Source organism: Pseudomonas sp. NS1(2017) (assembly GCF_002269425.1).
Lineage (GTDB): Bacteria > Pseudomonadota > Gammaproteobacteria > Pseudomonadales > Pseudomonadaceae > Aquipseudomonas > Aquipseudomonas reactans.
Genome location: NZ_CP022960.1, coordinates 5478034 through 5503979 on the forward strand (window position 1 = coordinate 5478034; position 25946 = coordinate 5503979).

General features: G+C 58.4%; 27 protein-coding genes. 15 read left to right on the plus strand and 12 right to left on the minus strand.

The genetic code is table 11. The features are described 5' to 3' along the window. Window positions 1-31 precede the first annotated feature (31 nt). From CI807_RS25560 to CI807_RS25590, 7 genes are all read left to right on the plus strand, one after another. Entirely contained in the window at window positions 32-976 is a 945-nt protein-coding gene (locus tag CI807_RS25560; RefSeq protein ID WP_016977448.1) for a DMT family transporter, read from the plus strand. A gap of 158 nt (window positions 977-1134) precedes the next feature. Beyond that, window positions 1135-4056 carry a monovalent cation/H+ antiporter subunit A gene (locus CI807_RS25565; protein WP_095016746.1) on the plus strand — a complete coding sequence of 974 codons (2922 nt, stop codon included), beginning with the start codon at window positions 1135-1137 and terminating at the stop codon, window positions 4054-4056. Further along, the gene (locus CI807_RS25570; protein ID WP_003192163.1) at window positions 4056-4400 is read left to right on the plus strand and encodes a Na+/H+ antiporter subunit C; all 345 of its coding nucleotides are present in this window, start codon (window positions 4056-4058) and stop codon (window positions 4398-4400) included. Before CI807_RS25565 ends, CI807_RS25570 begins: the two co-directional genes overlap by 1 nt. Beyond that, on the plus strand, window positions 4397-6079 hold the full coding sequence (locus tag CI807_RS25575) for a monovalent cation/H+ antiporter subunit D (RefSeq protein WP_095016747.1): 1683 nt from the start codon (window positions 4397-4399) through the stop codon (window positions 6077-6079). Before CI807_RS25570 ends, CI807_RS25575 begins: the two co-directional genes overlap by 4 nt. Then, the gene (locus tag CI807_RS25580) at window positions 6076-6564 is read left to right on the plus strand and encodes a Na+/H+ antiporter subunit E (RefSeq protein ID WP_095016748.1); all 489 of its coding nucleotides are present in this window, start codon (window positions 6076-6078) and stop codon (window positions 6562-6564) included. Before CI807_RS25575 ends, CI807_RS25580 begins: the two co-directional genes overlap by 4 nt. After that, window positions 6561-6839 carry a K+/H+ antiporter subunit F gene (locus CI807_RS25585; RefSeq protein WP_005789171.1) on the plus strand — a complete coding sequence of 93 codons (279 nt, stop codon included), beginning with the start codon at window positions 6561-6563 and terminating at the stop codon, window positions 6837-6839. The genes CI807_RS25580 and CI807_RS25585 overlap by 4 nt, the downstream gene beginning before the upstream one ends. Then, complete coding sequence (locus CI807_RS25590) at window positions 6836-7174, plus strand: Na+/H+ antiporter subunit G (RefSeq protein ID WP_016977444.1); 339 nt, start codon at window positions 6836-6838, stop codon at window positions 7172-7174. The genes CI807_RS25585 and CI807_RS25590 overlap by 4 nt, the downstream gene beginning before the upstream one ends. Before the next feature lie 98 nt (window positions 7175-7272). Here the strand turns inward: CI807_RS25590 and CI807_RS25595 are convergent, their stop codons facing one another. Beyond that, on the minus strand, window positions 7273-7731 hold the full coding sequence (locus CI807_RS25595) for an HIT family protein (protein WP_095017626.1): 459 nt from the start codon (window positions 7729-7731) through the stop codon (window positions 7273-7275). 101 nt (window positions 7732-7832) lie between these two features. Here CI807_RS25595 and CI807_RS25600 point away from each other — a divergent pair, with 101 nt between their 5' ends. Then, on the plus strand, window positions 7833-8162 hold the full coding sequence (locus tag CI807_RS25600) for a helix-turn-helix domain-containing protein (RefSeq protein ID WP_038849474.1): 330 nt from the start codon (window positions 7833-7835) through the stop codon (window positions 8160-8162). Here the strand turns inward: CI807_RS25600 and CI807_RS25605 are convergent. Continuing rightward, window positions 8159-8941, minus strand: coding sequence for an SDR family oxidoreductase (locus CI807_RS25605; RefSeq protein ID WP_095016749.1), 783 nt, complete (start codon window positions 8939-8941; stop codon window positions 8159-8161). The genes CI807_RS25600 and CI807_RS25605 overlap by 4 nt on opposite strands. A 236-nt stretch (window positions 8942-9177) precedes the next feature. Here CI807_RS25605 and CI807_RS25610 point away from each other — a divergent pair, with 236 nt between their 5' ends. Together CI807_RS25610 and CI807_RS25615 are read left to right on the plus strand one after the other, a co-directional pair. After that, window positions 9178-9930: a 3-oxoacyl-ACP reductase family protein gene (locus tag CI807_RS25610; RefSeq protein WP_095016750.1), complete on the plus strand. Its 753-nt coding sequence runs from the start codon at window positions 9178-9180 to the stop codon at window positions 9928-9930. Window positions 9931-9953: 23 nt separating this feature from the next. Then, window positions 9954-10541 carry a TetR/AcrR family transcriptional regulator gene (locus CI807_RS25615; RefSeq protein WP_095016751.1) on the plus strand — a complete coding sequence of 196 codons (588 nt, stop codon included), beginning with the start codon at window positions 9954-9956 and terminating at the stop codon, window positions 10539-10541. Here CI807_RS25615 and lepB read toward each other — a convergent pair whose 3' ends face one another. After that, window positions 10542-11210 carry a signal peptidase I gene (gene lepB / locus CI807_RS25620; RefSeq protein ID WP_095016752.1) on the minus strand — a complete coding sequence of 223 codons (669 nt, stop codon included), beginning with the start codon at window positions 11208-11210 and terminating at the stop codon, window positions 10542-10544. It abuts the gene before it with no gap. Between the two features lie 111 nt (window positions 11211-11321). Here lepB and CI807_RS25625 point away from each other — a divergent pair, with 111 nt between their 5' ends. The 3 genes from CI807_RS25625 (at window position 11322) to CI807_RS31930 (ending at window position 13244) form a co-directional block, all read left to right on the plus strand. Beyond that, the gene (locus CI807_RS25625) at window positions 11322-11873 is read left to right on the plus strand and encodes a dihydrofolate reductase family protein (RefSeq protein ID WP_095016753.1); all 552 of its coding nucleotides are present in this window, start codon (window positions 11322-11324) and stop codon (window positions 11871-11873) included. Window positions 11874-11917: 44 nt separating this feature from the next. Then, window positions 11918-12616: a peptidase E gene (locus tag CI807_RS25630; protein ID WP_095016754.1), complete on the plus strand. Its 699-nt coding sequence runs from the start codon at window positions 11918-11920 to the stop codon at window positions 12614-12616. Between the two features lie 301 nt (window positions 12617-12917). Then, window positions 12918-13244: a DUF6124 family protein gene (locus tag CI807_RS31930; RefSeq protein WP_095016755.1), complete on the plus strand. Its 327-nt coding sequence runs from the start codon at window positions 12918-12920 to the stop codon at window positions 13242-13244. A gap of 80 nt (window positions 13245-13324) precedes the next feature. Here the strand turns inward: CI807_RS31930 and CI807_RS25640 are convergent, their stop codons facing one another. From CI807_RS25640 to CI807_RS25660, 5 genes are all read right to left on the minus strand, one after another. Continuing rightward, window positions 13325-15109, minus strand: a complete 1785-nt coding sequence (locus CI807_RS25640) for a DUF2326 domain-containing protein (RefSeq protein ID WP_095016756.1) — start codon at window positions 15107-15109, stop codon at window positions 13325-13327. After that, window positions 15106-15345: an ABC-three component system middle component 8 gene (locus CI807_RS32195; RefSeq protein ID WP_095016757.1), complete on the minus strand. Its 240-nt coding sequence runs from the start codon at window positions 15343-15345 to the stop codon at window positions 15106-15108. Before CI807_RS32195 ends, CI807_RS25640 begins: the two co-directional genes overlap by 4 nt. Beyond that, entirely contained in the window at window positions 15326-16276 is a 951-nt protein-coding gene (locus CI807_RS25650) for an ABC-three component system protein (protein ID WP_095016758.1), read from the minus strand. The genes CI807_RS32195 and CI807_RS25650 overlap by 20 nt, the downstream gene beginning before the upstream one ends. A gap of 239 nt (window positions 16277-16515) precedes the next feature. Beyond that, entirely contained in the window at window positions 16516-17904 is a 1389-nt protein-coding gene (cysS, locus tag CI807_RS25655; protein WP_095016759.1) for a cysteine--tRNA ligase, read from the minus strand. A gap of 18 nt (window positions 17905-17922) precedes the next feature. Beyond that, complete coding sequence (locus tag CI807_RS25660; RefSeq protein WP_095016760.1) at window positions 17923-19623, minus strand: glutamine--tRNA ligase/YqeY domain fusion protein; 1701 nt, start codon at window positions 19621-19623, stop codon at window positions 17923-17925. A 248-nt stretch (window positions 19624-19871) separates the two neighbouring features. Between CI807_RS25660 and CI807_RS25665 the strand changes: the two genes are divergently transcribed. Next, window positions 19872-20375 (plus strand): peptidylprolyl isomerase, encoded by a 504-nt coding sequence (locus tag CI807_RS25665; RefSeq protein WP_095016761.1) that lies wholly within the window; start codon window positions 19872-19874, stop codon window positions 20373-20375. Beyond that, a complete protein-coding gene (gene lpxH / locus CI807_RS25670; protein ID WP_095016762.1) occupies window positions 20372-21121 on the plus strand; it encodes a UDP-2,3-diacylglucosamine diphosphatase in 750 nt (249 codons plus the stop codon). The genes CI807_RS25665 and lpxH overlap by 4 nt, the downstream gene beginning before the upstream one ends. 114 nt (window positions 21122-21235) lie before the next feature. On the opposite strand, the gene CI807_RS25675 is transcribed toward lpxH, so the two are convergent. The 4 genes from CI807_RS25675 to CI807_RS25690 are packed head-to-tail and all read right to left on the minus strand — an operon-like array spanning window position 21236 to window position 25898. Further along, window positions 21236-22765 carry a DHA2 family efflux MFS transporter permease subunit gene (locus CI807_RS25675; protein WP_016977436.1) on the minus strand — a complete coding sequence of 510 codons (1530 nt, stop codon included), beginning with the start codon at window positions 22763-22765 and terminating at the stop codon, window positions 21236-21238. Further along, a complete protein-coding gene (locus CI807_RS25680) occupies window positions 22765-23964 on the minus strand; it encodes an efflux RND transporter periplasmic adaptor subunit (protein ID WP_095016763.1) in 1200 nt (399 codons plus the stop codon). Before CI807_RS25680 ends, CI807_RS25675 begins: the two co-directional genes overlap by 1 nt. A 15-nt stretch (window positions 23965-23979) precedes the next feature. Further along, window positions 23980-25428: an efflux transporter outer membrane subunit gene (locus CI807_RS25685; protein WP_095016764.1), complete on the minus strand. Its 1449-nt coding sequence runs from the start codon at window positions 25426-25428 to the stop codon at window positions 23980-23982. Further along, on the minus strand, window positions 25425-25898 hold the full coding sequence (locus CI807_RS25690) for a MarR family winged helix-turn-helix transcriptional regulator (RefSeq protein WP_016977433.1): 474 nt from the start codon (window positions 25896-25898) through the stop codon (window positions 25425-25427). The genes CI807_RS25685 and CI807_RS25690 overlap by 4 nt, the downstream gene beginning before the upstream one ends. Between the last annotated feature and the right edge of the window lie 48 nt (window positions 25899-25946).

Genomic DNA, 25946 nt, shown 5'->3' on the forward strand with positions numbered 1-25946 from the left:
CCGTGCCTTTCCCTTGCAAGACCGAGCCGCCATGACCACCCCGAACTCCCCTTCGCGTTTCAACCGTTTCAGTAAAGCCGAATGCATCCTGGTAGTGATCACCATGATCTGGGGCGGCACCTTTTTGCTGGTGCAGCACGCGATGACTGTCAGCGGGCCGATGTTTTTCGTGGGCCTGCGATTTGCGGCGGCGGCGATTGTGGTCGGCTTCTTTTCCTTGCGCACATTGCGTGACCTGACGCTGTTCGAGTTGAAGGCCGGCGTGTTTATCGGCGTGGCGATCATGTTTGGCTACGGGCTGCAAACCATTGGCTTGCAGACGATCCTGAGCAGCCAATCGGCGTTTATCACGGCGTTATATGTGCCGTTCGTGCCGTTGCTGCAATGGCTGGTGCTGGGACGCCGTCCAGGCTTGATGCCGAGCATTGGCATCATGCTGGCGTTTACCGGCTTGATGCTGCTGACCGGGCCGGCGGGCGCTTCACTGAATTTCAGCCCCGGCGAAATCGCCACCTTGATCGGTGCCGTCGCGATTGCCGCTGAAATCATCCTGATCAGCGCCTTTGCCGGGCAGGTGGATGTGCGCCGAGTGACCGTGGTGCAACTGGCCACGGCCTCGTTGCTGTCGTTCCTGATGGTGGTGCCGATGGGCGAGGCGTTGCCGGGGTTTTCGTGGTTGCTGCTGTTCAGCGCGGTGGGCCTGGGCCTGACCAGTGCGGTGATCCAGGTCGCCATGAACTGGGCCCAGCAAAGCGTTTCACCTACGCGAGCCACGTTGATTTATGCCGGTGAGCCGGTGTGGGCAGGCGTGGTAGGACGAATCGCCGGGGAGCGCTTCCCGCCGATTGCGATGCTGGGCGCAGCGTTGATTGTGGCGGCGGTGATTGTCAGTGAGATGAAGACCAAGGCCCAGAAGGCAGCCGCATCCACAGGTAGGAGCGAGCTTGCTCGCGAAGAACCTGAGAACACTGTGTGAATCCAGGAGGCCCGCGTTACCGTTGACGATTTTCGCGAGCAAGCTCGCTCCTACAAGGGTTTTCAGCTTAGCTTGTAGGATCCTGCCACATCTTGCCGTTTGGTGATCGAGAAAGCGGCACGTATGATGCATCCCAAACTCCCGCAGATTAGAAGCCTATGTCCCTGATAGTTCTACTGCTTCTGCCGTTCGCTGGCAGCTGTCTGGCGGCCTTGCTGCCGCACAATGCACGTAACACCGAATCCCTGCTGGCCGGCCTTGTGGCCCTGGTCGGCACCATTCAAGTCGCCCTGCTCTACCCCCAGATCGCCCATGGTGGCGTGATCCGCGAAGAATTCATGTGGCTGCCCAGCCTCGGGCTGAACTTCGTGCTGCGCATGGATGGGTTTGCCTGGCTGTTCTCGATGCTGGTGCTGGGCATCGGCACGCTGGTGTCGTTGTATGCGCGCTATTACATGTCACCGGACGACCCGGTGCCGCGCTTCTTTGCGTTTTTCCTGGCGTTCATGGGCGCGATGCTCGGGCTGGTGATCTCCGGCAACCTGGTCCAGATCGTGTTCTTCTGGGAACTGACCAGCCTGTTCTCGTTCCTGCTGATCGGCTACTGGCACCACCGCGCCGACGCGCGACGCGGCGCGTACATGGCGTTGATGGTCACCGGCGCGGGCGGCTTGTGCCTGCTGGCGGGCGTGATGTTGCTGGGGCATATCGTCGGCAGCTACGACCTGGACTTGGTGCTGGCAGCGGGCGATCAGATTCGCGCGCACGCGCTGTACCCGGTCATGCTGGCCCTGGTGCTGATCGGCGCCTTGAGCAAAAGCGCGCAGTTCCCCTTCCACTTCTGGCTGCCTCACGCGATGGCGGCGCCCACGCCGGTGTCGGCGTACCTGCATTCGGCCACGATGGTGAAAGCCGGCGTGTTCCTGCTGGCCCGCCTGTGGCCGTCGCTGTCCGGCAGCGAAGAATGGTTCTATATCGTCGGCGGTGCCGGCGCGATTACCCTGCTTCTCGGCGCTTACTGCGCCATGTTCCAGAATGATCTCAAAGGCCTGCTGGCCTACTCCACCATCAGCCACCTCGGGCTGATCACCTTACTGCTTGGCCTGAACAGCCCGCTGGCCGCTGTCGCGGCAGTGTTCCATATCCTCAACCACGCCACTTTCAAGGCCTCGCTGTTCATGGCCGCGGGCATCATCGACCACGAAAGCGGCACGCGGGATATCCGCAAGCTCAGCGGCCTGGTGCGGTTGATCCCGTTTACCGCGACCCTGGCGATGGTTGCCAGCGCGTCCATGGCCGGGGTGCCATTGCTCAATGGCTTCCTGTCCAAAGAGATGTTCTTCGCCGAAACCGTGTTTATCTCCTCGACCGCCTGGGTGGAGTTCGCCCTGCCGTTGATCGCGACCATTGCCGGTACGTTCAGCGTGGCCTATGCCCTGCGTTTCACGGTCGACGTGTTCTTCGGCCCTACCGCGACCAACCTGCCGCACACCCCACATGAACCGCCGCGCTGGATGCGCGCACCGGTTGAGCTGCTGGTGTTCACCTGCCTGCTGGTGGGGATTTTCCCGGCGCAGGTGGTCGGTTCTATCCTCGCTGCCGCCGCGTTGCCGGTTGTAGGCGGCGTGCTGCCGGAGTACAGCCTGGCCATCTGGCATGGCTGGAACGCGCCGATGATCATGAGCCTGGTGGCCATGTCCGGCGGCGTGGTGCTGTATCTGCTGCTGCGCAAGCAACTCAAGCGCGGCCGCTTCAAATACCCGCCAGTGATCAGCTACTTCAACGGCAAGCGCGGCTTCGAGCGCAGCCTGGTAGTGATGATGCGCGGCGTGCGCAAGATCGAGAAACGCATCAGCACCAAGCGCCTGCAGACCCAGTTGTTCCTGCTGGTGCTGGTGGCGGTGATCGGCGGCATGATCCCGATGCTCAACAGTGGCCTCAGTTGGGGCGACCGGCCGAAGATCCCGGGTTCCATCGTATTCGTCACCCTGTGGTTGCTGGCGATTGCCTGCGCCCTCGGTGCCGCCTGGCAAGCCAAGTACCACCGGCTGGCGGCCCTGACCATGGTCAGCGTGTGCGGCCTGATGACCTGCGTGACCTTCGTGTGGTTCTCGGCGCCGGACCTGGCGCTGACCCAACTGGTGGTCGAAGTGGTGACCACGGTGCTGATCCTGCTCGGCCTGCGCTGGCTGCCACGGCGGATCGAAGAAGTGTCGCCACTGCCGAGTTCGCTGCGCAAGGCACGGATTCGCCGCCTGCGCGACTTCTTGCTGTCGACTGTGGTGGGTGGCGGCATGGCGCTGCTGTCCTACGCGATGCTGACGCGCCAGACGCCCAACGACATTTCTTCGTTCTACTTAAGCCGCGCCCTGCCCGAAGGCGGTGGCAGCAATGTGGTGAACGTGATGCTGGTGGACTTCCGGGGCTTCGATACCCTGGGTGAAATCACCGTGCTCGGCGCCGTGGCGCTGACCGTGTACGCCCTGTTGCGCCGCTTCCGTCCGTCCAAGGAAAGCATGCAACTGCCCGCGCAACAGCGCCAGTTGGCGCCGGACGTGGCGACCGACCTGGTCAACCCACGCCAGGCCAGTGACACCGCCCTGGGCTTCATGATGGTGCCCGCAGTGCTGGTGCGCCTGCTGTTGCCGATTGCGCTGGTGGTGTCGTTCTACCTGTTCATGCGCGGCCACAACCAACCGGGCGGTGGGTTTGTCGCCGGCCTGGTGATGTCGGTGGCGTTTATCCTGCAATACATGGTCGCCGGCACGCAGTGGGTCGAAGCGCAGATGAGCCTGCGGCCGATGCGCTGGATGGGCTTCGGGCTGTTCTCGGCGACGCTGACCGGTCTCGGCGCGCTGTTTGCCGGGTACCCGTTCCTCACCACCCACACCTGGCATTTCAGCCTGCCGCTGCTCGGCGATATTCATATTGCCAGTGCACTGTTCTTTGACGTCGGCGTGTACGCCATGGTCGTCGGCTCGACGCTGCTGATGCTCACCGCCCTCGGTCACCAGTCCGTGCGGGCCCACAAACCGAGCAACCAGGCCAAAGTGGTTGCCGCAACGGAAGGAGCCGCCTGATGGAAGAAGTCATCGCAATTGCCATTGGGGTCCTGGCGGCCTCCGGCGTCTGGCTGATCCTGCGGCCACGAACGTTCCAGGTGGTGATGGGCCTTTGCCTGCTGTCGTACGGGGTCAACCTGTTCATTTTCAGCATGGGCAGCCTGTTTATCGGCAAGGAGCCGATCATCAAGGACGGCGTGCCGCAAGACTTGCTCAATTACACCGATCCCCTGCCCCAGGCGCTGGTGCTGACGGCTATCGTGATCAGCTTTGCCATGACCGCCTTGTTCCTGGTGGTGCTGCTTGCCTCCCGTGGCTTGACGGGCACGGACCATGTGGACGGCCGGGAGCCCAAGGAATGACGTGGATGAATCAACTGATCGTCGCGCCAATCCTGCTGCCGTTGCTGACGGCCGCATTGATGCTGATGCTCGGCGAGAAGCACCGCCCGCTCAAGGCGCGCATCAACCTGTTCTCCAGCATGATCGGCCTGGGCATTGCTGTTTTGCTGCTGTACTGGACGCAAAAAGGCGGCCCCGGCTCGATTGGCGTGTACCTGCCGGGCAACTGGCAAGTGCCGTTTGGCATTGTGCTGGTGGTCGATCAGTTATCGGCGCTGATGCTGGTGCTCACCGGCATCATCGGCGTGAGTGCGCTGCTGTTCGCCATGGCCCGCTGGGACCGTGCGGGCACCAGTTTCCATGCGCTGTTCCAGGTGCAGATGATGGGGTTGTACGGTGCGTTCCTCACCGCCGACCTGTTCAACCTGTTCGTGTTCTTCGAGGTGCTGCTGGCGGCGTCCTATGGCTTGATGCTGCACGGCTCGGGCCGGGCGCGGGTGTCGGCAGGGCTGCATTACATTGCGATCAACCTGTTGGCGTCGTCGTTGTTTTTGATTGGCGCGGCGATGATCTACGGGGTGACTGGCACGCTGAACTTCGCTGACCTGGCGTTGAAGATCCCGCTGGTGCCGGAGGCGGATCGTGGCCTGTTGCACGCCGGTGCGGCGATCCTGGCGACGGCGTTCCTGGCCAAGGCCGGCATGTGGCCACTGAACTTCTGGCTGGCGCCCGCCTATTCTTCGGCGAGTGCGCCGGTGGCGGCGATGTTTGCGATCATGACCAAGGTCGGCGTGTACACCGTGCTGCGCCTGTGGACCCTGCTGTTCTCCGGCCAGGCCGGCGCGTCGGCGCTATTTGGTGGGGACTGGCTGGTGTATGGCGGCATGGCGACCATCATCTGCGCCGGGTTGGCGATGGTGGCGGCGCAACGGCTGGAGCGCATGGCCAGCTTGAGCATTCTGGTGTCGGCGGGGATCTTGCTGTCGGCCGTGGGTTTTGCTCAGCCAAGCCTGACGGCGGGGGCGCTGTTCTATCTGGTCAGCTCGACGCTGGCGTTGAGTGCGCTGTTCCTGCTGGCCGAACTGATCGAGCGTTCGCGCTCGGCCAATGATTTGCCGCTGGATGAAGAGATCGATGCGCTGCCCAAAGCCATGGAATCGCTGCACCCGCGCCCCGGCGTGAACCTGGATGATGAACAGCAAGCCGTGGTCGGCCAGGTGATTCCCTGGACCATGGCCTTCCTGGGCCTGAGCTTTATCGCCTGCGCCCTGCTGATCATCGGCATGCCGCCGCTTTCCGGGTTTATCGGCAAGCTCAGCCTGTTGAGCGCACTGGTCAATCCGCTGGGCCTGGGCGTCAGTGTTGACGCGCCGATCCGCCCGGCGGCCTGGGGCTTGGTGGCGTTGTTGATCCTCTCGGGCCTGGCCTCGTTGATCGCCTTCGCCCGCCTCGGCATCCAGCGTTTCTGGACCCCGGAAGAGCGCCCTTCGCCGCTGCTGCGTCGCTACGAGTGCCTGCCGATCTTCTTCCTGCTGGGCCTGAGCATTCTGCTGACCTTCAAGGCCGAGCCACTGATGCGTTACACCCAGGACACGGCCGTCAGCCTGAACAACCCGGAACACTACGTGATGGCGGTGATGGCGACGCGCCCAGTGCCGAGCCCTGAAGCCAAGGCCGCCGCGCTGGAGGTGCAGCCATGAGACGCCTGTTCCCTGCCCCGTGGTTGTCGCTGGCGTTGTGGTTGCTGTGGCTGGTGCTCAACCTGTCCGTGAGCCCTGGCAACCTGCTGCTGGGTGCGGTACTAGGGTTTCTTGCGCCACTGATGATGGCACCGCTTCGCCCCCTGCCCATCCGCATCCGTCGTCCTGGCGTGATTATTCGCCTGTTCTTCCTGGTAGGCCGCGATGTGATCGTCTCCAACCTGCAAGTGGCCTGGGGCGTATTGACCTGCGGCTCCCGCCCGCCACGCTCACGCTTCATCAAGATCCCCCTGGACCTGCGCGATCCGAACGGCCTGGCTGCGCTGTCGATGATTACGACCGTGGTGCCTGGCACCATCTGGTCGGAACTGGCTCTGGACCGCAGCGTCCTTCTCTTGCACGTGTTTGATCTTGAGGATGAAGCGCCGTTTATCGAGCATTTCAAGACCGCCTACGAACGGCCCCTGATGGAGATCTTCGAATGAGCGCCCTGCTCTCCAATGCGATCCTGTTCAGCCTGTTCCTGTTCTCCCTGGCCATGGTGCTGACGCTGATCCGCCTGTTCAAAGGCCCATCGGCCCAGGACCGGGTACTGGCGCTGGACTACCTGTACATCCTGGCGATGCTGATGATGCTGGTGCTGGGCATTCGCTACGCCAGTGACACCTACTTTGAAGCGGCGCTGCTGATTGCGCTGTTCGGCTTCGTCGGCTCGTTTGCCCTGGCCAAATTCCTGCTGCGTGGGGAGGTGATTGAATGATGCCGTTATGGATGGAAGTCGTCGTGGCCGTGCTGCTGGTGTTGAGCAGTGTGTTTGCATTGATTGGCGCGATCGGCTTGCTAAGGATGAAGGACTTCTTCCAGCGCATGCACCCGCCGGCATTGGCTTCGACGTTGGGGGCGTGGTGTGTGGCGTTGGCGTCGATCATCTACTTTTCGGTGCTCAAGTCCGGGCCGGTGTTGCACGGGTGGTTGATTCCGATCTTGTTGTCGATCACGGTGCCGGTGACCACGTTGCTGCTGGCACGTACTGCGTTGTTCCGTAAGCGCATGGCGGGGGATGATGTGCCGGCCGAGGTCAGCAGCCGCCGCTGACGCCCAGTCTGAACACAACTCACTGTAGGAGCCGGCTTGCCGGCGATGGCGATTTTGAGGACGCCATCGCCGGCAAGCCGGCTCCTACAGTTTGGGAGTCAACCGAACGATCGGATATGGGCCGCCAATTCCGCCAATTCAGCATCATCCGCCCGCCCATGATCATGGGACGAAATATAGCCTTCATACGCCTCGAAGAACTTGTCCACCTTCGAACTCAACGGCTTGAACGCACTGTCCGACCCTGTCCCATGCATGGGAAACAACTTCGCATGCAAATGATCCACGCCATACCCCTCCATGATCAGCCCCGTGCGCGCCACATCGGGAAACGCCCGGTCGATCTGCAATGCGGTCTTCTTCGCCGCTATCGCGAGCCCGGCCAACACCTCATCCGACTGCGCAAACGCATAGCTGCCGTAATGCTGTTTGGGAATCACCACGCTGAAACCGGGGGTGTTGGGGAAGATCGACAGAAATGCCATATGCTGCTCGTCTTCCCACAGGATGTGCGCCGGGGAAGTTTTTCGAACAATGCTGCAGAAAATACATTCCATTTGAATCTCCGCCAGTTGGGTCGTGGCGACCATCTAAAGCCAGGATCGGGCGGGCGTCAAAACAAATGGAAACTTTCAGACATGTCCTAAGGACGTATGCGATGAGCAAAACCTACACCCCCGCCACCGCCGCAGCCGACGTCGAAACCACCCTCGCCTGGCTCGGTGGGCGTTGGAAATTGATCATCCTGTTTCATCTGTTCGGCGGCCAGGTGCAGCGTTATTCCGACCTTGAGCGGCTGATCCCGGAGATCTCGCAAAAGATGCTCGCCCAACAACTGCGCCAGCTTGAAGCCGATGGCCTGGTGCAGCGCACCGTCTACCCGGTGGTGCCGCCGAAAGTGGAATACCGCATGACCGAATGGGGTCAGAGCCTGTGCCCGGTGCTGGATGGCCTGCTCAAATGGCAGGCCGCGAAGCCTGTGATCTAGACCGTGGGCACGGTGCCGCCGTCGATCACGTATTCGGTGCCACTGATCGACCCGGCGCGGGGCGAGACCAGGAACGCGATCAAGTCCGCCACTTCCTGAGGCTTGGCCGGACGGCCCAGCGGAATGCCGCCCAGCGCTTGCATGATGATCTGCTTGCCGCCTTCGTAATCCGTGCCCGCCTCATCTGCCAGACGCTCTGCCAACGCGACCGCAGCGTCCGTCTCCACCCAGCCCGGCGAAACCCGCACCACCCGCACGCCCTTGGGCGTCACTTCTTTCGACAGGCTCTTGCTGTACGTCGCCAACGCCGCCTTGGCAGCGGCATAGGCCGTGGTCGATTCCGGCAACGGCAGCTCCCGCTGGATCGACGTGACATGAATGATCACCCCGGCCCCGCGCTCGACCATCCCCGGTAACAGCGCCCGATCCACCCGCACCGCCGCCATCAGGTTCTGGCCCAGCGCATTCATCCACTGCTCATCATCGAGCACCGCAAACCCCCCACCTGGCGCACTGGAACCGCCGAGGACATTGACGATGATATCCACACCGCCAAACTGCGCCTTCACCGCCTCGGTGGCGCTGGCACAACCGGCCGCAGTGCCCAGGTCGGCGGCAATGAAATGCACGCCCTCGGGTGACGTACCCGCTGCCGAACGCGCGATCGAAATCACCTGGGCGCCCTGTTCCTGCAACACGGCAACCACCGCCGCACCGATGCCCTTGGTGCCGCCCGTGACCAGCGCGCGAAGGCCTGTCAGTCCGAGATCAAAGCTCATGGAACCTACTCCTGGGTAAACGAAGAGCCCAGCATAGGAACGGGACGGAGAGGCCACAAGAACGCACGAAAAGGTAATGGGCTCACTCAAAAGTAAGTGTCTGGCTTCAGGAGGGCACAGGCCATGAGCAAGGGACAACCCAGTTAAAGATTAATTAATCCAAAAATAGCTTGGCGCACCCCAAGAGGCCTGATAGGGTTTAGTGGATTAATTAATCCACTAATACAGGCATTACCATGACTGCTCAACTCTCTCGATTCCACAGCAAAGTCGCCTTGGTCACCGGCGGTTCCCGCGGTATCGGCGAAGCCATCGTTCGCCGTCTCGCCGCCGAAGGCGCTGCGGTGGCCTTCACTTATTCTTCTTCCAGCGCAAAGGCCGATACGCTTGTCAGCCAGATCGAAAGCCAAGGCGGCAACGCCCTGGCCATCCAGGCTGACAGCGCTGATGTGGCAGCAATCGAGCGCGCAGTAGCGCATACCATGGAGCGTTTTGGCGCCTTGAATATCCTGGTCAACAACGCCGGTATCCTGCTGCGCGGTACCGTCGATGAGTTCAGCCTGGAAGACTTCGACCGCATGTTTGCGGTGAACGTCCGTGCGGCATTTGCGGCGGCCAAAGCCAGTTCTGCGGTCATGCACAGCGGTGATCGCATCATCACCGTTGGCAGTGTCGTGGCGCAACGTTCAGGCTTTCCGGGTGCCAGTGTCTATAGCATGACGAAGGCCGCGATCGCCGGTATGATTCGCGGCCTGGCCATTGATTTTGCCCCACGTGGCATCACCGTCAATAACGTCCAGCCCGGCCCGACCGGCACCGACATGAACCCCGCCGACGGACCGCATTCCGACCTGGTCAAAAGCCTGGTCCCGCTGGGTCGCCTGGGCACCGCCGACGACATCGCCGGCATGGTTGCCTACCTCGCGTCCGAGGAAGCCGCCTTTGTCACCGGTGCCAGCCTGACCATCGACGGTGGTTACCTGGCCTGATCCTTCATTTGCAGAGGTACCCCATGGCAAGACCCAGAGCATTCGACCGCGACCAGGTGCTGCAACAGGCCATACGTGTGTTCTGCGACAAGGGCTTCGCTGCAGCGTCTACCGAGGAACTGATGCAGGCCATGGGGCTCAGTCGCCAAAGCATGTACAACACGTTCGGCGACAAACGTCAGTTGTACTTGCAGGCCATGGCCGAGTATCAGCGCAATGGCGTTGACGATCTGATCGGGCGCCTCAACCAGGGCCAGACGCCGCTGCAGGCCATTCAAGACACCTTGCAATCCTTCGCCACCCGCGCCTTGCGCGAAGGCACCGCGGGCTGCATGGGCGTCAATGCCATCTGCGAATTCGGCCAGGAAGACGAAGAAATCAACCGACTCACCACCCACAGCGCCGAACGCTTGCGCGATGCGCTGGAGCGCGCCTTAGGCCGTGCACGGGAGCAGGGAGAGTTGGCACCCGGCACCGATTTATCGGGCGCCTGCGATTTTCTGATGGCCACCCTCAGCGGCATGAAAATCGCCGGCAAGGGCGGTGCCACCGTGGAGCAGTTGGGCAATATCGCAGTGTTTGCAATCCGAGCGCTGGCCGCGAACCCGTAGTCAGAGAATCGGCGCGCCAAATCTGTTCAGGCGTGGCATCCAGTGATCCAGGATCTGCGCTGATGCCAAAATGTGATGCGCGCGCCCGATCAACAACCGGCGCGGCACAAAACCGATATACCGGGAGTCGTCGCTGTTATCGCGGTTATCCCCCAGCATGAAGTAACTGTCAGCCGGCACAGTGACCGGGCCAAAATTGCGCAACGCCCGCACCGTCGGCATGAACTGCACCGTGCGCTGACGGCTGGCCGCCAGCTCCTTCAGCTTGATCCCCGGCACTGTATGACCGGGCACGATGGGCTCGCTGATGTCCTGCGCATCACTGTAAATGGCCGGCACGCCGTTGACCCACAGCACCTCATCTTTCATTTCCAGGGTGTCACCGGGAATACCGACGATGCGCTTGATCAGGCGCATACCGTCCTTGGGCGACGAGAATGTCACCACATCGCCGCGCTGGGGACTATCGATTTTGGCCAGGGAAATATCGGTGAGCGGCACCTTGAGGTCATAGGCCACACGGTTGACCAGCACCACATCGCCCTCCAGCAAGGTCGGGCGCATGGAGCCGGAGGGGATCGGGTTCCAATCGGCCAGGGAGGTACGGAAAACGCCGAAGCACACCCAGAACATGATTGCGTAACGGTAACGGATCAACCAACTTCGCATACATCCTCGCACTGCAGAAAGGGCGTCAGGGTTATTTCTTCGACATTCGGTTTTTGCATGGGCGGATTAAATTAACATTAGCGTCCAAGCGCACAAAAAGGAGTTTTCGCGATGGATATCAAATGCTCAGTCTTTATCGCTGCCAGCGTCGACGGCTTCATTGCCCGCTCGGACGGTGATATCGAATGGTTGCACCAACCCGCGTATGAAACCGCCGAGTTGAAGGGTGTGACCTATGAAAGCTTTATCGCTACGGTGGATGCGCTGGTGATGGGCCGAAAAACCCTGGAGAAGGTCCTGTCCTTTCCCGAGTGGCCCTACGAGGGCACGCCCGTCATTGTGCTCTCCCATCAGCCTCTGCAGATCCCTGCGTACCTAGAGGGCAAGGTCGAGTTGATGGCGGGAGACGTCACCTCACTCGTGGCAACGTTAGCCGAACGCGGTATGAAGCACCTCTATATCGACGGAGGCCAGACGATCCAGGCGTTTCTGGAAGCGGGCCTGATTGATGAGCTGATCATTACGCGTATCCCGGTTTTACTCGGGCAAGGGATCCCACTCTTCAGCCAGATCGGTCGAGAACTTGAGCTTCGCCATATCGGCACGCATGAGTCGGATAATGGTTTTGTTCAAAGTCGGTATCAAGTGATGCAATCTTCATAGCGGCGGCAGACACTCATATCGCGCAAGACGGACAGGAGGTCAGGATGACTAAGCACATTATTGTTATCGGCGGCGAGTCCACCGAAGACATGCAGCGTATGACGCGTATCGATAAACACATCGTCGCGTCATCATGCAAAACGCACCCTACTGTGCTCTACATCTCCACCGCCAATGGCGATGACCGAGTCAAGATTTCCGATTTCACCGCCAAATATGAAAGCGCTGGCTGCCCTGTAACCACGCTGGCATTTTTCATTTCACCTTTCCCCAATGCCAATCATGTTTCATCACTCTTTGAGCAAGCCGACATTATTTACGTACCAGGCGGAAATACCCGCGCCATGTTGGCGATCTGGCGCGAATTTGCTGTAGTGGACCATCTGAAGAGGGCCTGGGAAAACGGCAAAGTCCTGTGTGGTGTCAGTGCAGGCGCCATTTGCTGGTTCGAGCATGGGCATTCCGATTCAGGGGGAGTGTTTGCGCTGGTTCACGGCCTGGGCTTGCTACCAGGAGCACTGTGTCCGCATTTCAGCTCAGAAGCAGGAAGGGAAACGTCGTTTGTCGAGCTTGTTCAGCGTGAGGGGATACGACCAGCCTACGCAGTCGATGATGGCGTCGCGTTGCATTTCAAGGACGGCAAGTACCACGAGACGATCTATAACGACGCAGCTAGTAACGCCTATAAAGTCAGTACAAGGCCCCCCTACCTAGCACAGGTATTGCAAACTTCAGGTGGGTAAACGCAGCAAGGAAATTTCCGACAGCGTTTTAGGGTTGTCGCTCGGAAAATGGCGGCCTAATCTTCGGTGGTCGCTGAAAACTCAGCGACCGGGTTTCGCAGCCCGGTTAAACTCTAGACGCACAGCGTCCACCTCAAGATAGCGGGCGCTTTTTTATGCCTGATGTTATGGCGGCTGTGCGCGGGATACCTTTGGGTATGCCGGGTGCCTAGAGTCCCGGTCTGCGAACCTGCGTACAGCTGCCACCCGGGTATCGTTTCGCAGCGATGGGTGGTGGCTCCAATACTCTAGGAGCTTTGCCATGATTAAAGACAGTCCGAATCCGCCGTTAGATTCAACCGCATTTCACACCGCCGCTCATCGAGCAATTAACCACTATTTGAACCTATCCAAGAGACCAGAGCCATCTGCTCAGGGGGCTAATTTGTTTACCGTACGCGAAGGATTAGACGTCGAGACACTTCTGATCAATGCGTCGGAGGACATTGGCTCGGTTCAGGCGCTCACTAGTCATCTAGCGTTCGAAATCGAAGGTGCTCCACGTGACGTAGCGCTAGGGATTTGTCGAATTCTGGAGGGGATTCAGCTCTTGGTAGAGCGCGCACTAGACCAACGCTCGTCTAGATAAGCACATAAAAAATTCCACATACAGTCCGGGCGCATCTTTTTACGCTTGTATAGGATCGCCCGATCATCAATAGAAAACTTTCACCAAGTGGGAATATTGAACAACCTACCAGAGGCCCCATCATCATGTAGCACACGAACAACTTCATGATCAGGAAATTTAAACCCCGCAGGAAGGTCAGACTCAATCACCGTCAGTATATATTGAAACCCATTCATACTAGAAGCTGTTCGCACATACTCTATAAACTCAAGCTTTTTCCGATCATCTAACGTCTCCAAGCCTCCGTCATGATAAAGAAAGCGAACAAATTTTTCCTCTGAGTAAGCAGACATAACAGCCAAATCAAAACCAATACAAAGTATTTTTTTATAACTATGACCGTCACTTTCACCCGTAATAATTCCGTCAGGACCGATGAGCCCTGCAAAATACTCGAGATTCCCTTCGCCATTCTGTTCAGTTGTTATAGCACCGCTCTTATTCAAAATTTCCGAAATGCAATCTACAAACACATCTTTAATTTTATTATAAATCCCACCCTTACCACTTATAACCTTTTCACGATTAACGCGAATCCGCTCCACCGTATCCGTTTTTTCACGAACCAGCTCTCGAGACTCCTCTTCGAGCCTCTTTAAAGACTCACTAAGCTCGAGACCTTTATTAATCTCCGATATACTTAAATTTATTTCCGCCAATCTACCTGCAACTTCTTTATATTTGGAAAAAATATCATACGAACTCAGATAAGACAGCTTATTCGATCGTTCCGAGTTTAACTCATCTGTTCTACTTGCGGCCTCATCAAGCGTCTGCTCAAGCTCCGAGGTTTGCTGCTGAACAAATTCCCTACGTTCCGAAGTTATCTGGCGATTAAACTCGACCAAATCAGAGTAGGAGCGTTTTATTTGATCACCAAACACCACGCCTGCCTCCTCAAATAACTGAGCAACAGACTCAAGATCAAAGCGCCCACTATCTACCGCTGCAGTTTTTTGAAGCTTCCTAAGTCTTGCAGTCAAATAATATTTGACTCTATTTAGCTCCTCTAATTCAGCATCAATCTCCCCAGTCAACTCTTCAATATATTTTTTATCTGACTCATCGAAGTTCAGGTTATCCAACTGCCAGCTCAAGCTTTTAGATATTTCAATTTGACTTTGAAGATGCTGACTTAAAACCTCACCCTTGTCTCCCTGAGTAGATCCCAGAACTTTTTTCAAATCAGCCAGCTTAACCCCTAGAAGATCTATTTCGTTTCTTAACTCATAATTCCTTACAAGAGCTTGCGCTTGAAATCCAAGTACATGACCTAAATACGGCTTCCAAAATACATGTTGCCCCCGAAACTTATCCAGCTTAAAAACTTCTGTGTAATCTTCTTGAGAACGAAGACAATAAGCTACTGCATCCCTATAATTCCACGCCCCAACAACAGCAAGATCCAAGTACGACTCCAGCAACGTTTTTGCGATGTTAATGGGTTCATCTTCATAATCCCAAGACACTCCATCACCACGAAAATACTGACGACCCTCGCTGTGCTTCTTAATCGAGATTTTTGTATTTCTCGACACACCCCTTCTGATAGTTATATAACCACCAGAATTTAAAATTAACTCAATAAAAAATACATACTTAGTAAAAACCGTCGGGAACTTAAAAAGAAAAAACTCTGGACTCCGCCCTTTAAGAAGGCAAAAGTCTATTAATTCAGCAAGCTTTGACTTCCCCAGATTATGCGCATCTTTCTGTAAATTTTCGGGATGAAATATCTGACCTAGAACCACATTAAACCCACTACAAAAGTCAATCGTTTTAAACTCATCTTCGAAGTTTGAATAAATCCTTGATATTTTCATTTTCCCACATACTCTAAAATGTCATTTCTTGGATGATATTGAACAAGCCCCAATAAAAATAGGAGCTCAAGTGCCCTCTCAAACAAATAAGATGCACGCTTTTCGTGACTTACAAGCTTGCCATATAAATCCGAGTAAGGCTGGACTCTATACTTTCTAAGCACCGACAACAAAAATGCCGACACTGACAATATTGTTAAATCGGGGTGTGCATTCTTATTTGGCAACAGCAGCATGTTCTTCACCAATATCGCAATGATAATACATGTAATATATCATTAGCCTTGTGAGTGGCTTATTCATTCTCAAATCGCCATCACGCTCCAAGAGCAAATCAATTATTTTTTCTAGAACATGCTCAAATTTCTGATCTGGGCTATGAAATACACTTATTTTTGCTGCGAGCTCTTCAGCACTTTGCATGTATAGCTTTTGCAGCTCTTCATTTTCCGGCATGGCAAGAAATTCTTGTACTTGATACATCTCACCGATTTTCTTCTTGATCACGCCACCGTAAGAGTCACTTAGGTTATTGATCTGATTTTTCCGATCAAAACTAACCCTAACAATTCTGCGCGTAGCATCTACGGCCTTGATAGCCTGTAGATTATTTTTTAGGGTTACGATAATTTCAGCCAATTCATCCGGCTCGATATTAAGCGGCATATCAAATGGATTCAGGCCAACAGCTTCAGGGATATGCTTAAATCTTTTGAAGTAGTTCTCAAACTGCTCAACACCGATTAAACCAACACTGGAAGATTCCAAACCAGTCTGAAAAGATATATAGTTGCGTATATTTAAAGCCGCATTAGCCGGCAGCTTCCTATTAGAAAATAGAAAATAATTTTTAAGCAAATCGCTCTCTATCAACTTAATAATCTTGGGAATTTCCCCATCAATTTCCGAAGAGGCGGTTCCAAAAAACTCACCATCTGAAAATTTCTTGTTATATGCAGAAGTATGCTTTGCTTGTATTATCGTCACCCCCGTCCAAGGCTCGGCAATGCTTGGATATGAGTTTGCCTTACCCTCAAACCTCGAGTCTCGCCCACCATCTTTCCCATCGGAAAAAGTTTCAGTACCGAACCCAAGTAACTCATAGCAGAGATGGATCACCAATGACTCGAACTGTCCGGGTGACAAATGACTGTACTGAAATCTCACTCACCTACTCCCTGTAAAAAAGGCGGTTTCCAGCCCTTTCCATCTGAATGTTATGAATCACTCATAGCAAGCGAAAAGCCATAATGCCATCATCATTACAGAGGCATACCTATGACTGCAAGAAAACCTTGGATATCAGTAGGTAGGCTACATTCGACTCTGAGCATCAAGTACAAAGCTAAAACAGCCAAAAAAAAAGCCCCGAACCAGTCGGGGCGTTTTCATTCAGCGTTTACCGATCAAACCTGATCAGCCAACCGCCACGTCGTCCCACCCTTCCCGTCTTCCAACACCACGCCCATGGCGGTCAGTTGGTCACGGATACGGTCGGATTCCGCCCAGTCTTTGTTAGCGCGAGCAGTCAGACGCGCCTGAATCAACGCATCAACCTCAGCCGCATCCACACGCCCTTCAGCGCCGGCTTGCAGGAAGTCATCGGCTTCCATCTGCAACACGCCCAGCACGCTGGCCAGCTCTTTCAAGCGCGCCGCCAGACCCGACGCCGCGTCGAGATCGCTCTCACGCAAACGGTTGATCTCGCGCACCATCTCGAACAGCACCGCGCAGGCTTCCGGTGTGCCGAAGTCGTCGTTCATGACTTCGGTAAACCTTGCCACGAACGCGTCGCCACCCGCTGGGGCAACCGAAGGCAGGCCTTTCAACGCATGGTAGAACCGCTCCAGGGCGCCCTTGGCGTCCTTGAGGTTGTCTTCCGAGTAGTTGATGGCGCTGCGGTAGTGGCTCGACACCAGCAGGTAACGCACAACCTCTGGATGGTACTTTTCCAGCACGTCGCGAATGGTGAAGAAGTTGTTCAAGGACTTGGACATCTTCTCGCCATTGATGCGGATCATGCCGCAGTGCATCCAGGCGTTGGCGTAGGTCTTGCCGGTGGCGGCTTCGCTCTGGGCGATTTCGTTTTCGTGGTGCGGGAACTCAAGGTCGCTGCCGCCGCCATGAATGTCGAAGGTCTCGCCCAGGCAGCAGGTGGACATCACCGAGCATTCGATGTGCCAGCCCGGACGGCCCGCGCCCCATGGCGACTCCCAGCTCGGCTCGCCGGGCTTGGTGGCTTTCCACAGCACGAAGTCGAGCGGGTCCTGCTTGGCTTCGTCGACTTCGATGCGTGCGCCGATGCGCAGGTCTTCGATTTTCTTGCGCGACAGCTTGCCGTAGCCCATGAACTTGGCGACGCGGTAGTACACGTCACCATTGCCTGGGGCGTAGGCGTAGCCCTTGTCGATCAGGGTCTGGATCATCGCGTGCATGCCCGGGATGTGGTCCGTGGCACGCGGTTCCATGTCCGGCTTGAGGATGTTGAGGCGGGCCTCGTCCTCGTGCATCGCGGCGATCATGCGCTCGGTCAGCGCGTCGAACGACTCGCCGTTTTCATTGGCGCGGTTGATTATCTTGTCGTCGATGTCGGTGATGTTGCGCACATAGGTCAAGTCATAGCCGCTGAAACGCAACCAGCGGGTCACCAGGTCGAAGGCAACCATGCTGCGGCCGTGGCCGATGTGGCAGTAGTCGTACACGGTCATGCCGCACACGTACATGCGCACCTTGTTGCCATCCAGCGGCTTGAAGACTTCTTTGGTCTTGCTGAGTGTGTTGTAGATCGTTAGCACAACGGCTTCCTTAGAGAATCACTGGCCCCACGAATCACGCAAGGTCACGGTACGGTTGAATACCGGCTGACCTGGTTTCGAGTCCTTGATATCCGCGCAGAAGTAACCTTCGCGCTCGAACTGGAAACGGTCTTCCGGCTGTGCTTCGCCCAACGAGGGTTCGGCACGACAACCAGTGAGTACTTGCAGGGAGTCAGGGTTGATGTTGTCGAGGAAGCTGGCGCTGTCTTCGGCCTTTTCTGGGTTCGGCGAGCGGAACAGACGATCGTACAGGCGCACTTCGCACTCGATGCTGGCAGCCGCCGGCACCCAGTGGATCACGCCCTTGACCTTGCGGCCTTCAGGGTTCTTGCCCAGGGTGTCCGGATCGTAGGAGCAACGCAGTTCGACGATGTTGCCATCGGCGTCCTTGATCGCTTCGTCGGCACGGATCACGTAGCTGCCGCGCAGGCGCACTTCGCCGTTCGGCTCCAGGCGCTTGTAGCCCTTTGGCGGCTCTTCCATGAAGTCATCGCGGTCGATGTAGATTTCACGGGCGAACGGCAGCTTGCGCACGCCGAGTTCTTCTTTCTGCGGATGACGCGGCAGTTCGAGGTTGTCGACCTTGTCTTCCGGGTAGTTGGTGATCACGACTTTCAGCGGACGCAGCACGCACATGGCGCGCGGAGCGTTCGCGTCCAGGTCCTGGCGGATGCTGAATTCAAGCATGCCGAAATCGACCACGCCGTCGGAACGGTTGGTGCCGACCATGTCGCAGAAGTTGCGGATCGACGCCGGTGTGTAGCCACGACGGCGGAAGCCCGACAGGGTGGACATGCGCGGGTCGTCCCAACCGTGGACGTGTTTCTCGTCAACCAGTTGCTTGAGCTTGCGCTTGCTGGTGATGGTGTAGTTCAGGTTCAGGCGGCTGAACTCGTACTGACGCGGGTGCGCCGGCACCGGCAGGCTGTCCAGGAACCATTCGTACAGCGGACGATGGCTTTCGAACTCCAGGGTGCAGATGGAGTGGGTGATGCCTTCGATGGCGTCCGACTGACCGTGGGTGAAGTCGTAGTTCGGGTAGATGCACCACTTGTCACCGGTCTGGTGGTGATGGGCATGGCGGATGCGGTACATGATCGGATCGCGCAGGTTCATGTTCGGCGAGGCCATGTCGATCTTGGCACGCAGCACGCGGGCGCCGTCCGGGAACTCACCGGCACGCATACGGGCGAACCAGTCCAGGTTCTCTTCCACCGAACGGTCGCGGAACGGGCTGTTCTTGCCCGGCTCGGTCAGGGTGCCACGGTATTCCTTGGCCTGTTCCGGGCTGAGGTCGTCGACATAGGCCTTGCCGGCCTTGATCAGTTCGACGGCCCAATCGAACAGCTGGTCGAAGTATTTGGAGGCATAGCGCACTTCACCGGACCATTCGAAGCCCAGCCACTTGATGTCGCTTTCGATGGCGTCGATGTATTCCTGGTCTTCCTTGGCCGGGTTGGTGTCGTCGAAACGCAGGTGCGTGACGCCACCGAACTCCTGGGCCAGGCCGAAGTTCACACAGATCGACTTGGCGTGACCGATGTGCAGGTAGCCGTTGGGCTCTGGCGGGAAGCGGGTGACGATCTGCGTGTGCTTGCCCGAATCCAGGTCCGCCTGGATGATCGGGCGCAGGAAATTGACCGGGACGGCAGGTCCGGCCTTGGCATTCGAGGTAGGGTCGACAGTGGGCTTGCTCATAGGATCCTTGAACAGACAAGTACGTGGCCGGGCTAGGCCGACAAAACAAAGGCGATATCATAGCCGATGCTGTCAAGCACCTGACAGGGCGAGGTCGAAAACTGCTGCATTTATTGCACCGGCGGTAAAAAACCACCTCGAAATTCCTGCAGGGCACGCTAAACTGCGCGCCTTGGCCGCAGTTTCGCCATACCGGTCGTGGTGCCCAGGCACCCAAACCCACGAATTCCCTGAAAAGAGTAGTGAACATGACTCAAGTCAAACTGACCACCAACCACGGTGACATCGTCATCGAGCTGAACGCCGAGAAAGCGCCGATCACCGTCGCCAACTTCATCGAGTACGTGAACGCCGGCCACTACGAAAACACCGTTTTCCACCGTGTCATCGGCAACTTCATGGTCCAGGGCGGCGGTTTCGAGCCTGGCATGAAAGAAAAGAAAGACAAGCGTCCAAGCATCCAGAACGAAGCGGACAACGGCCTTTCCAACGACAAGTACACCGTCGCCATGGCCCGTACCATGGAGCCGCATTCGGCCTCCGCGCAGTTCTTCATCAACGTCGCCGACAACACCTTCCTGAACCACAGCGGCAAGAACGTGCAGGGTTGGGGCTACGCGGTATTCGGTAAAGTCACCGAAGGCCAGGACGTCGTTGATAAGATCAAAGGCGTGCAGACCACCGGTAAAGCCGGTCACCAGGACGTTCCGGTAGAAGACGTTATCGTCGAGAAAGCCGAGATCGTTGGGTGATATTGCTGATTTCAGATTTGCATCTGGAAGAGGAGCGCCCGGATATTACCCGGGCGTTTCTGGATCTGCTCCACACCCGCGCCCGTGGCGCCCAGGCGTTGTACATTCTGGGGGACTTCTTTGAAGCCTGGATTGGCGACGATGGGATGACCCCCTTCCAGCGTTCGATTTGCACAGCGTTGCGCGAGCTGAGCGACAGCGGCACCCCGATTTTCATCATGCACGGCAACCGCGATTTCCTGATCGGCAAGGCGTTCTGCAAAGCCGCAGGTGCCACCTTGCTCAAGGACCCGAGTGTCGTGCAGCTCCATGGCGAGCCCGTGCTGTTGATGCACGGCGACAGCCTCTGTACCCGCGACGTCGGCTATATGAAGCTGCGGCGCATCCTGCGCAACCCGATTGTGCTGTTTATCCTGCGCCACCTGCCCTTGAGCACCCGCCACAAGTTGGCGCGCAAGCTGCGCAGTGAAAGCCGGGCGCAAACGCGCATGAAAGCCAACGACATTGTCGATGTGACGCCCGAGGAAGTGCCACGGGTGATGCAGCAGTTCGGCGTGCGCACCCTGGTCCACGGCCACACCCACCGCCCCGCCATTCATAAGTTGCAGATTGGTGACCAGGCGGCCAAGCGCATTGTGCTGGGGGATTGGGACAAGCAAGGGTGGGCGTTGCAGGTGGACGAGCAAGGGTTTCAGTTGGCGGCGTTTGACTTCGTCAATCCACAGCTGGCCCTACCTGGCGCCTGATCACCCATCCCCCTGTAGGAGCCGGCTTGCCGGCGATGGCGGTACATCAGGTCATCCCGCTGAATCTGCTAGACCGCTATCGCCGGCAAGCCGGCTCCTACAGTGATCCGGGTATCAGTGGCCGGAGGCCGCTGGCCCCGCTTTCGCGGTGAACGGCGGCTTCGCCAGCCACACCAGCAACATCAACCCCATGAACATCCACCCCAGCAACGTGAAGTAGTCCACGGTGGACATCATGTACGCCTGGCTGGTGAGAATCTGATCGAGTTGCGTGTAGGCCTTCTGCCCTGCCCCGCCCAGCGCTTGCAAGGCATCGCGGGTGGCGGAGTCGTAGGTAGTCATGTTTTCGCTCATGTACGCATGGTGCTGGTCCGCCCGGCGGATCCAGATCCAGGTGGTCAGCGACGCGGCAAAACTACCGCCCAACGTCCGCAGGAAGGTGGCCAGGCCAGCGCCGTCGGCAATCTGGTGCGGCGGCAGGTCGGACATCAGGATGCTCAGGGTCGGCATGAAGAACAGCGCCACGCCAATGCCCATGAACAGTTGCACCAGGGCGATATGCTGGAAGTCCACCTCATTGGTAAAGCCTGCGCGCATGAAACAACTCAGACCAATCGCCAGGAATGCCAGACCCGCCAGCAGCCGCAGGTCGAACTTGTGCGCGTACTTGCCGACAAACGGCGACATCAGCACCGGCAAGATACCAATCGGCGCCACGGCCAGCCCCGCCCAGGTGGCGGTGTAGCCCATCTGGGTCTGCAGCCATTGCGGCAGGATCAGGTTGATACCGAAGAAGCCCGCGTAGCCCAGGATCAACACAATGGTGCCGATGCGGAAGTTACGGTAAGCGAACAGCTTCAGGTTGACCACCGGGTGTTTGTCAGTGAGTTCCCAGATGATGAACACCGCCAGCGCAATCACCGAAATCGCCGCACCGATGATGATGAAGTTGGATTCGAACCAGTCCAGGTCATTGCCCTTGTCGAGGATGATCTGCAAGGCGCCGACGCCGACGATCAGGCTCAACAGCCCCACATAGTCCATCGGTTGATGGCTGGTGACCACTGGGCGCTTCTTCAATTGGGAACGCACCACCATCACCGCAAAAATGCCGATCGGTACGTTGATGAAGAAGATCCACGGCCAGCTATAACTGTCGGTGATCCAGCCGCCGAGGATCGGCCCGGCAATCGGTGCCACCACCGTAACCATCGCGAGCAACGCCAGGGCCATGCCGCGCCTCGCCGGTGGATAGACCGCAATCAACAGGGTCTGGGTCATCGGGTACAAAGGCCCGGCCACCAGGCCCTGTATGACCCGAAAGGCGATCAGTTCGGGCATCGATGTGGAAATACCACAGAGGAATGACGCCAGCACAAACAGCATGGTCGCCCACAAGAACAGCTTCACCTCGCCAAAGCGGCGGCTCAGCCAGCCCGTGAGCGGCAAGGCAATCGCGTTGCTCACCGCAAACGAGGTGATGACCCAGGTACCCTGCTCCGAACTCACGCCGAGGTTGCCGGAAATGGTCGGCAACGCCACGTTGGCGATGGTGGTATCGAGCACCTGCATGAAGGTCGCCAGCGACAGGCCAATAGTGGCCATCAACAGGCTGGGTGGCGTGAAGGAGGCGTTATTGCTCATCAGCGTTGCACAGCCTTGGGCGCGGCGAGGCTGTTGTCATGGATCAACTGGGTGATCATGGCATCCGCTTCGGCAAGTTGGCGGTCATACACGTTGGTGGTAAACGAGGCTTTCTGCGGCGCCTGCTGCGCCAGCACCGGGCCGCTCTGGTCGTGCAAATCGACGTTGACCAGGGTGCTCAAGCCCACGCGCAGCGGGTGCTTGGCCAGCTCATCAGCGTTGATGTGGATGCGCACCGGCACCCGCTGCACGATCTTGATCCAGTTACCGGTGGCGTTCTGCGCCGGCAGCAAGGCAAATGCGCTACCCGTGCCCGCACCGAGGCTGTCGATGGTGCCGCTGAATTTCACGTCGCTGCCATAGATGTCCGACTCGATGTCCACCGGCTGGCCGATACGCATATCGCGCAGTTGGGTTTCCTTGAAGTTGGCGTCGATCCACAGCTGGTTCAGCGGAATCACCGCCATCAACGCGGTGCCCGGTTGCACGCGTTGACCCAGTTGCACAGTGCGCTTGGCCACGTAGCCAGTCACCGGCGCGATCAAGGTGCTGCGCGCATTGGTCAGGTACGCCTGGCGCAATTGCGCGGCGGCAGCCTGCACGTCCGGATGGGACGAGATCACCGTGTCATCCACCAACGCGTTGGTGGTTTTCAGTTGCTGCTCAAGGTTGGTCAGCGCGTTTTTCGCCGCGGTCAGGCTGTCACGGGCGTGGGACAGTTCTTCCTGGGAAATCGCTCCGCCCTGGGCCAGGGTTTTACGGCGGTTGAAGTTGTCCTGGGCGGTTTGCACATCGGCTTTCTGCGCATTGACCTGGGCTTTCATGCCGTCGACATTGCTGTACAAGCCCCGTACCTGGCGCACGGTGCGGGCCAGGTTGGCCTGGGCACTTTGCAGGCCGACGGCGGCGTCGTTCGGGTCGAAGTTGATCAGCACTTGGCCTTCGTGAACCAGGTCGCCATCGTCGGCGCCGATGCTGACCACCGTGCCGGTGACCAGTGGGGTGATTTCCACCACGTTGCCGTTCACGTAGGCGTCGTCGGTGCTCTCATTGAAGCGGCCATAGAGTTCATACCAACCCCACACGCCCACCACCGCCAGAATGACGATCAGCGCCAGGCCGATCAGCATCACTTTACGTTTGCGTGGGTTGTTGTCTTGGGGTTGTTCAGTTGCGTGGGTGTTTTCGGCAGTGGCCATGACAAATACCTCAAATTATTCCGAGCGGGCTGGGGTGGTCGCGGCCATGTTCCTGGCGTCGTATCCGCCACCCAGGGCCTGCATCAATTGAATCGACAGATCGATCTGCGCAGCATTCAGCGTCGCCAGCTGGCGTTGGGCTTGCAGCAATTGCTGCTCGATGCTGAGCACATCCAGGTAGTTGCCGATGCCGGAGCTGTAGCGCTGCACACCGGTGTCGTAGGACTGCTGGGCAATGTCCGCGGCATGTTGCTGGGCCTGGATCTGCCGGCCGGTGTCGCGCAGTTGTGAAAGGGTGTTGCCGATATCGCCCAGAGCTTGCACCAGGGTCTTGTTGTACTGCGCCACCGCCAGGTCGTAGTCGGCGTCGCGGGCGTCGAGGTCGGCGCGCAGGCGGCCGCCGTCGAAGATCGGCAGTGAGATCGTCGGCGCGATGTTGAAGAAGCGGCTGGCCGAACCGAACATCGCATCCCCCAGCAACGACTCGGCCCCAGCGCTCGCGCTCAGGTTGAGGTTGGGGTAGAAGCGGGTCTTGCTCGCGTCGATATTCTTGCCGGCTGCCTCCACGCGCCAGCGCGCGGCGATCAGGTCCGGGCGGCGACCCAGCAGCTCGGCGGGCAGCACCGAGGGCACGGCGACGGCGCTGGGCTTCAGCACGTTGGGCCGAGCGAGTTCACTGCCCCGGTCCGGGCCTTTGCCGAGCAACACCGCCAAGGCGATCTTGGCGCTTTGCAGTTGTTTTTCCGCGTCGATCAGTTGCGACTGGGAGCTGGCTTCCAGGCTTTCGGTCTGCTGGTACTGGTAGTGGCTGTCGATACCCGAGTTCAGGCGACGCTTGCCCAGGTCGAGCATCTGCCGGGTGCGCTTGAGGTCGTCGTTAGCCAAGTCGCGCACGATGTGGGCCTGGCCGAGGTCGCTGTAGGCCTTGGCCACGTTGGCGGCCAGGGTCAGGCGCGCGGCCTGTTGATCGACCTGGGCGGCGCGCGCCTCGCCCAACGCGGCTTCCCAGGCAGCCCGCTGGCCACCCCAGAGGTCGAAGTTGTAGTTGAAGCTGGCGCCGATGTTACGCACGGTGGAATAGGCATCGCCCTCCCCGCGTGGGTCCTGGTCTTTGGCCAGGCGCGAGCGGCTCACGCCCGCGCTGGCATCCAGCGTCGGCATGCGCTCGGCGTTGGCGGCATAGGCCGCGGCCTCGGCCTGGTGGGCACGGGCGCTGGCGACTTGCATGTCGGGGCTGTTCTGCAGGGCTTCCTGGATCAGGCCGTCGAGCTGGGGGTCGCCGAGGCTTTTCCACCAATCGGCGCTGGGCCAGGCCGCGCTCGACAAGGTCACGCCGCTCAGGGTCTTGCCCGTCTGCAGGCTACCGGCGTCGAGGCGTTTGCCTTGGGTGTCGAGGCCGCTGTAGTTGGCGCAACCGGCCATGCTCATGGCCACCAGCACCAGGCTAAGTGCGCGTCTGTTCATTCATTACCTACCCGCTGGATGACGATGGCGTCACCGGCAGCTACCAGAATTTTCTTGAGGATTCGTTCCAGGGTTTGCAACTCGCCAGGCTCCAGGGCGCCGGCCAACTCGTTCATCGACTGCGCGCCGATGTGCGGCAGCATGTCCGCCAGGCGCTGGCCGTCTTCGGTGAGCACCAGTCGCACCTGGCGCCGGTCCTGCTCGGAGCGCTGGCGCGCCAGCAGGCCCTTCTGTTCCAGGCGGTCGAGCATGCGGGTCATGGAGCCGCTGTCCAGGGACAGGTTGCGGCACAGTTCCGCCGGGGTATCGACGTCGAACTGGGCAATGATGATCAACACCTTGAACTGCGCGGCCGTCACGCCATGCGGTTCCATATGGGTATCGATAATGCGGTCCTTGAGCAGCGCCGCCCGGCCCAGGAGCAGGCCGAGATGGCAGTTGCGAAAACTGTCAGGCGTGAAGTGAGACATCGGAAGTCACCTTATTACTGCCTAGGCAGTGAATGTATGACAAGATGT

Excerpts from the sequence above, each read along its gene's own strand:
- CI807_RS25560 (WP_016977448.1), top strand. The coding sequence starts at position 32 with ATGACCACCCCGAACTCCCCTTCGCGTTTCAACCGTTTCAGTAAAGCC.
- CI807_RS25565 (WP_095016746.1), top strand. The coding sequence starts at position 1,135 with ATGTCCCTGATAGTTCTACTGCTTCTGCCGTTCGCTGGCAGCTGTCTG.
- CI807_RS25570 (WP_003192163.1), top strand. The coding sequence starts at position 4,056 with ATGGAAGAAGTCATCGCAATTGCCATTGGGGTCCTGGCGGCCTCCGGC.
- CI807_RS25575 (WP_095016747.1), top strand. The coding sequence starts at position 4,397 with ATGACGTGGATGAATCAACTGATCGTCGCGCCAATCCTGCTGCCGTTG.
- CI807_RS25580 (WP_095016748.1), top strand. The coding sequence starts at position 6,076 with ATGAGACGCCTGTTCCCTGCCCCGTGGTTGTCGCTGGCGTTGTGGTTG.
- CI807_RS25585 (WP_005789171.1), top strand. The coding sequence starts at position 6,561 with ATGAGCGCCCTGCTCTCCAATGCGATCCTGTTCAGCCTGTTCCTGTTC.
- CI807_RS25590 (WP_016977444.1), top strand. The coding sequence starts at position 6,836 with ATGATGCCGTTATGGATGGAAGTCGTCGTGGCCGTGCTGCTGGTGTTG.
- CI807_RS25595 (WP_095017626.1), bottom strand. The coding sequence starts at position 7,731 with ATGGAATGTATTTTCTGCAGCATTGTTCGAAAAACTTCCCCGGCGCAC.
- CI807_RS25600 (WP_038849474.1), top strand. The coding sequence starts at position 7,833 with ATGAGCAAAACCTACACCCCCGCCACCGCCGCAGCCGACGTCGAAACC.
- CI807_RS25605 (WP_095016749.1), bottom strand. The coding sequence starts at position 8,941 with ATGAGCTTTGATCTCGGACTGACAGGCCTTCGCGCGCTGGTCACGGGC.
- CI807_RS25610 (WP_095016750.1), top strand. The coding sequence starts at position 9,178 with ATGACTGCTCAACTCTCTCGATTCCACAGCAAAGTCGCCTTGGTCACC.
- CI807_RS25615 (WP_095016751.1), top strand. The coding sequence starts at position 9,954 with ATGGCAAGACCCAGAGCATTCGACCGCGACCAGGTGCTGCAACAGGCC.
- lepB (WP_095016752.1), bottom strand. The coding sequence starts at position 11,210 with ATGCGAAGTTGGTTGATCCGTTACCGTTACGCAATCATGTTCTGGGTG.
- CI807_RS25625 (WP_095016753.1), top strand. The coding sequence starts at position 11,322 with ATGGATATCAAATGCTCAGTCTTTATCGCTGCCAGCGTCGACGGCTTC.
- CI807_RS25630 (WP_095016754.1), top strand. The coding sequence starts at position 11,918 with ATGACTAAGCACATTATTGTTATCGGCGGCGAGTCCACCGAAGACATG.
- CI807_RS31930 (WP_095016755.1), top strand. The coding sequence starts at position 12,918 with ATGATTAAAGACAGTCCGAATCCGCCGTTAGATTCAACCGCATTTCAC.
- CI807_RS25640 (WP_095016756.1), bottom strand. The coding sequence starts at position 15,109 with ATGAAAATATCAAGGATTTATTCAAACTTCGAAGATGAGTTTAAAACG.
- CI807_RS32195 (WP_095016757.1), bottom strand. The coding sequence starts at position 15,345 with ATGCTGCTGTTGCCAAATAAGAATGCACACCCCGATTTAACAATATTG.
- CI807_RS25660 (WP_095016760.1), bottom strand. The coding sequence starts at position 19,623 with ATGAGCAAGCCCACTGTCGACCCTACCTCGAATGCCAAGGCCGGACCT.
- CI807_RS25665 (WP_095016761.1), top strand. The coding sequence starts at position 19,872 with ATGACTCAAGTCAAACTGACCACCAACCACGGTGACATCGTCATCGAG.
- CI807_RS25675 (WP_016977436.1), bottom strand. The coding sequence starts at position 22,765 with ATGAGCAATAACGCCTCCTTCACGCCACCCAGCCTGTTGATGGCCACT.
- CI807_RS25680 (WP_095016763.1), bottom strand. The coding sequence starts at position 23,964 with ATGGCCACTGCCGAAAACACCCACGCAACTGAACAACCCCAAGACAAC.
- CI807_RS25685 (WP_095016764.1), bottom strand. The coding sequence starts at position 25,428 with ATGAACAGACGCGCACTTAGCCTGGTGCTGGTGGCCATGAGCATGGCC.
- CI807_RS25690 (WP_016977433.1), bottom strand. The coding sequence starts at position 25,898 with ATGTCTCACTTCACGCCTGACAGTTTTCGCAACTGCCATCTCGGCCTG.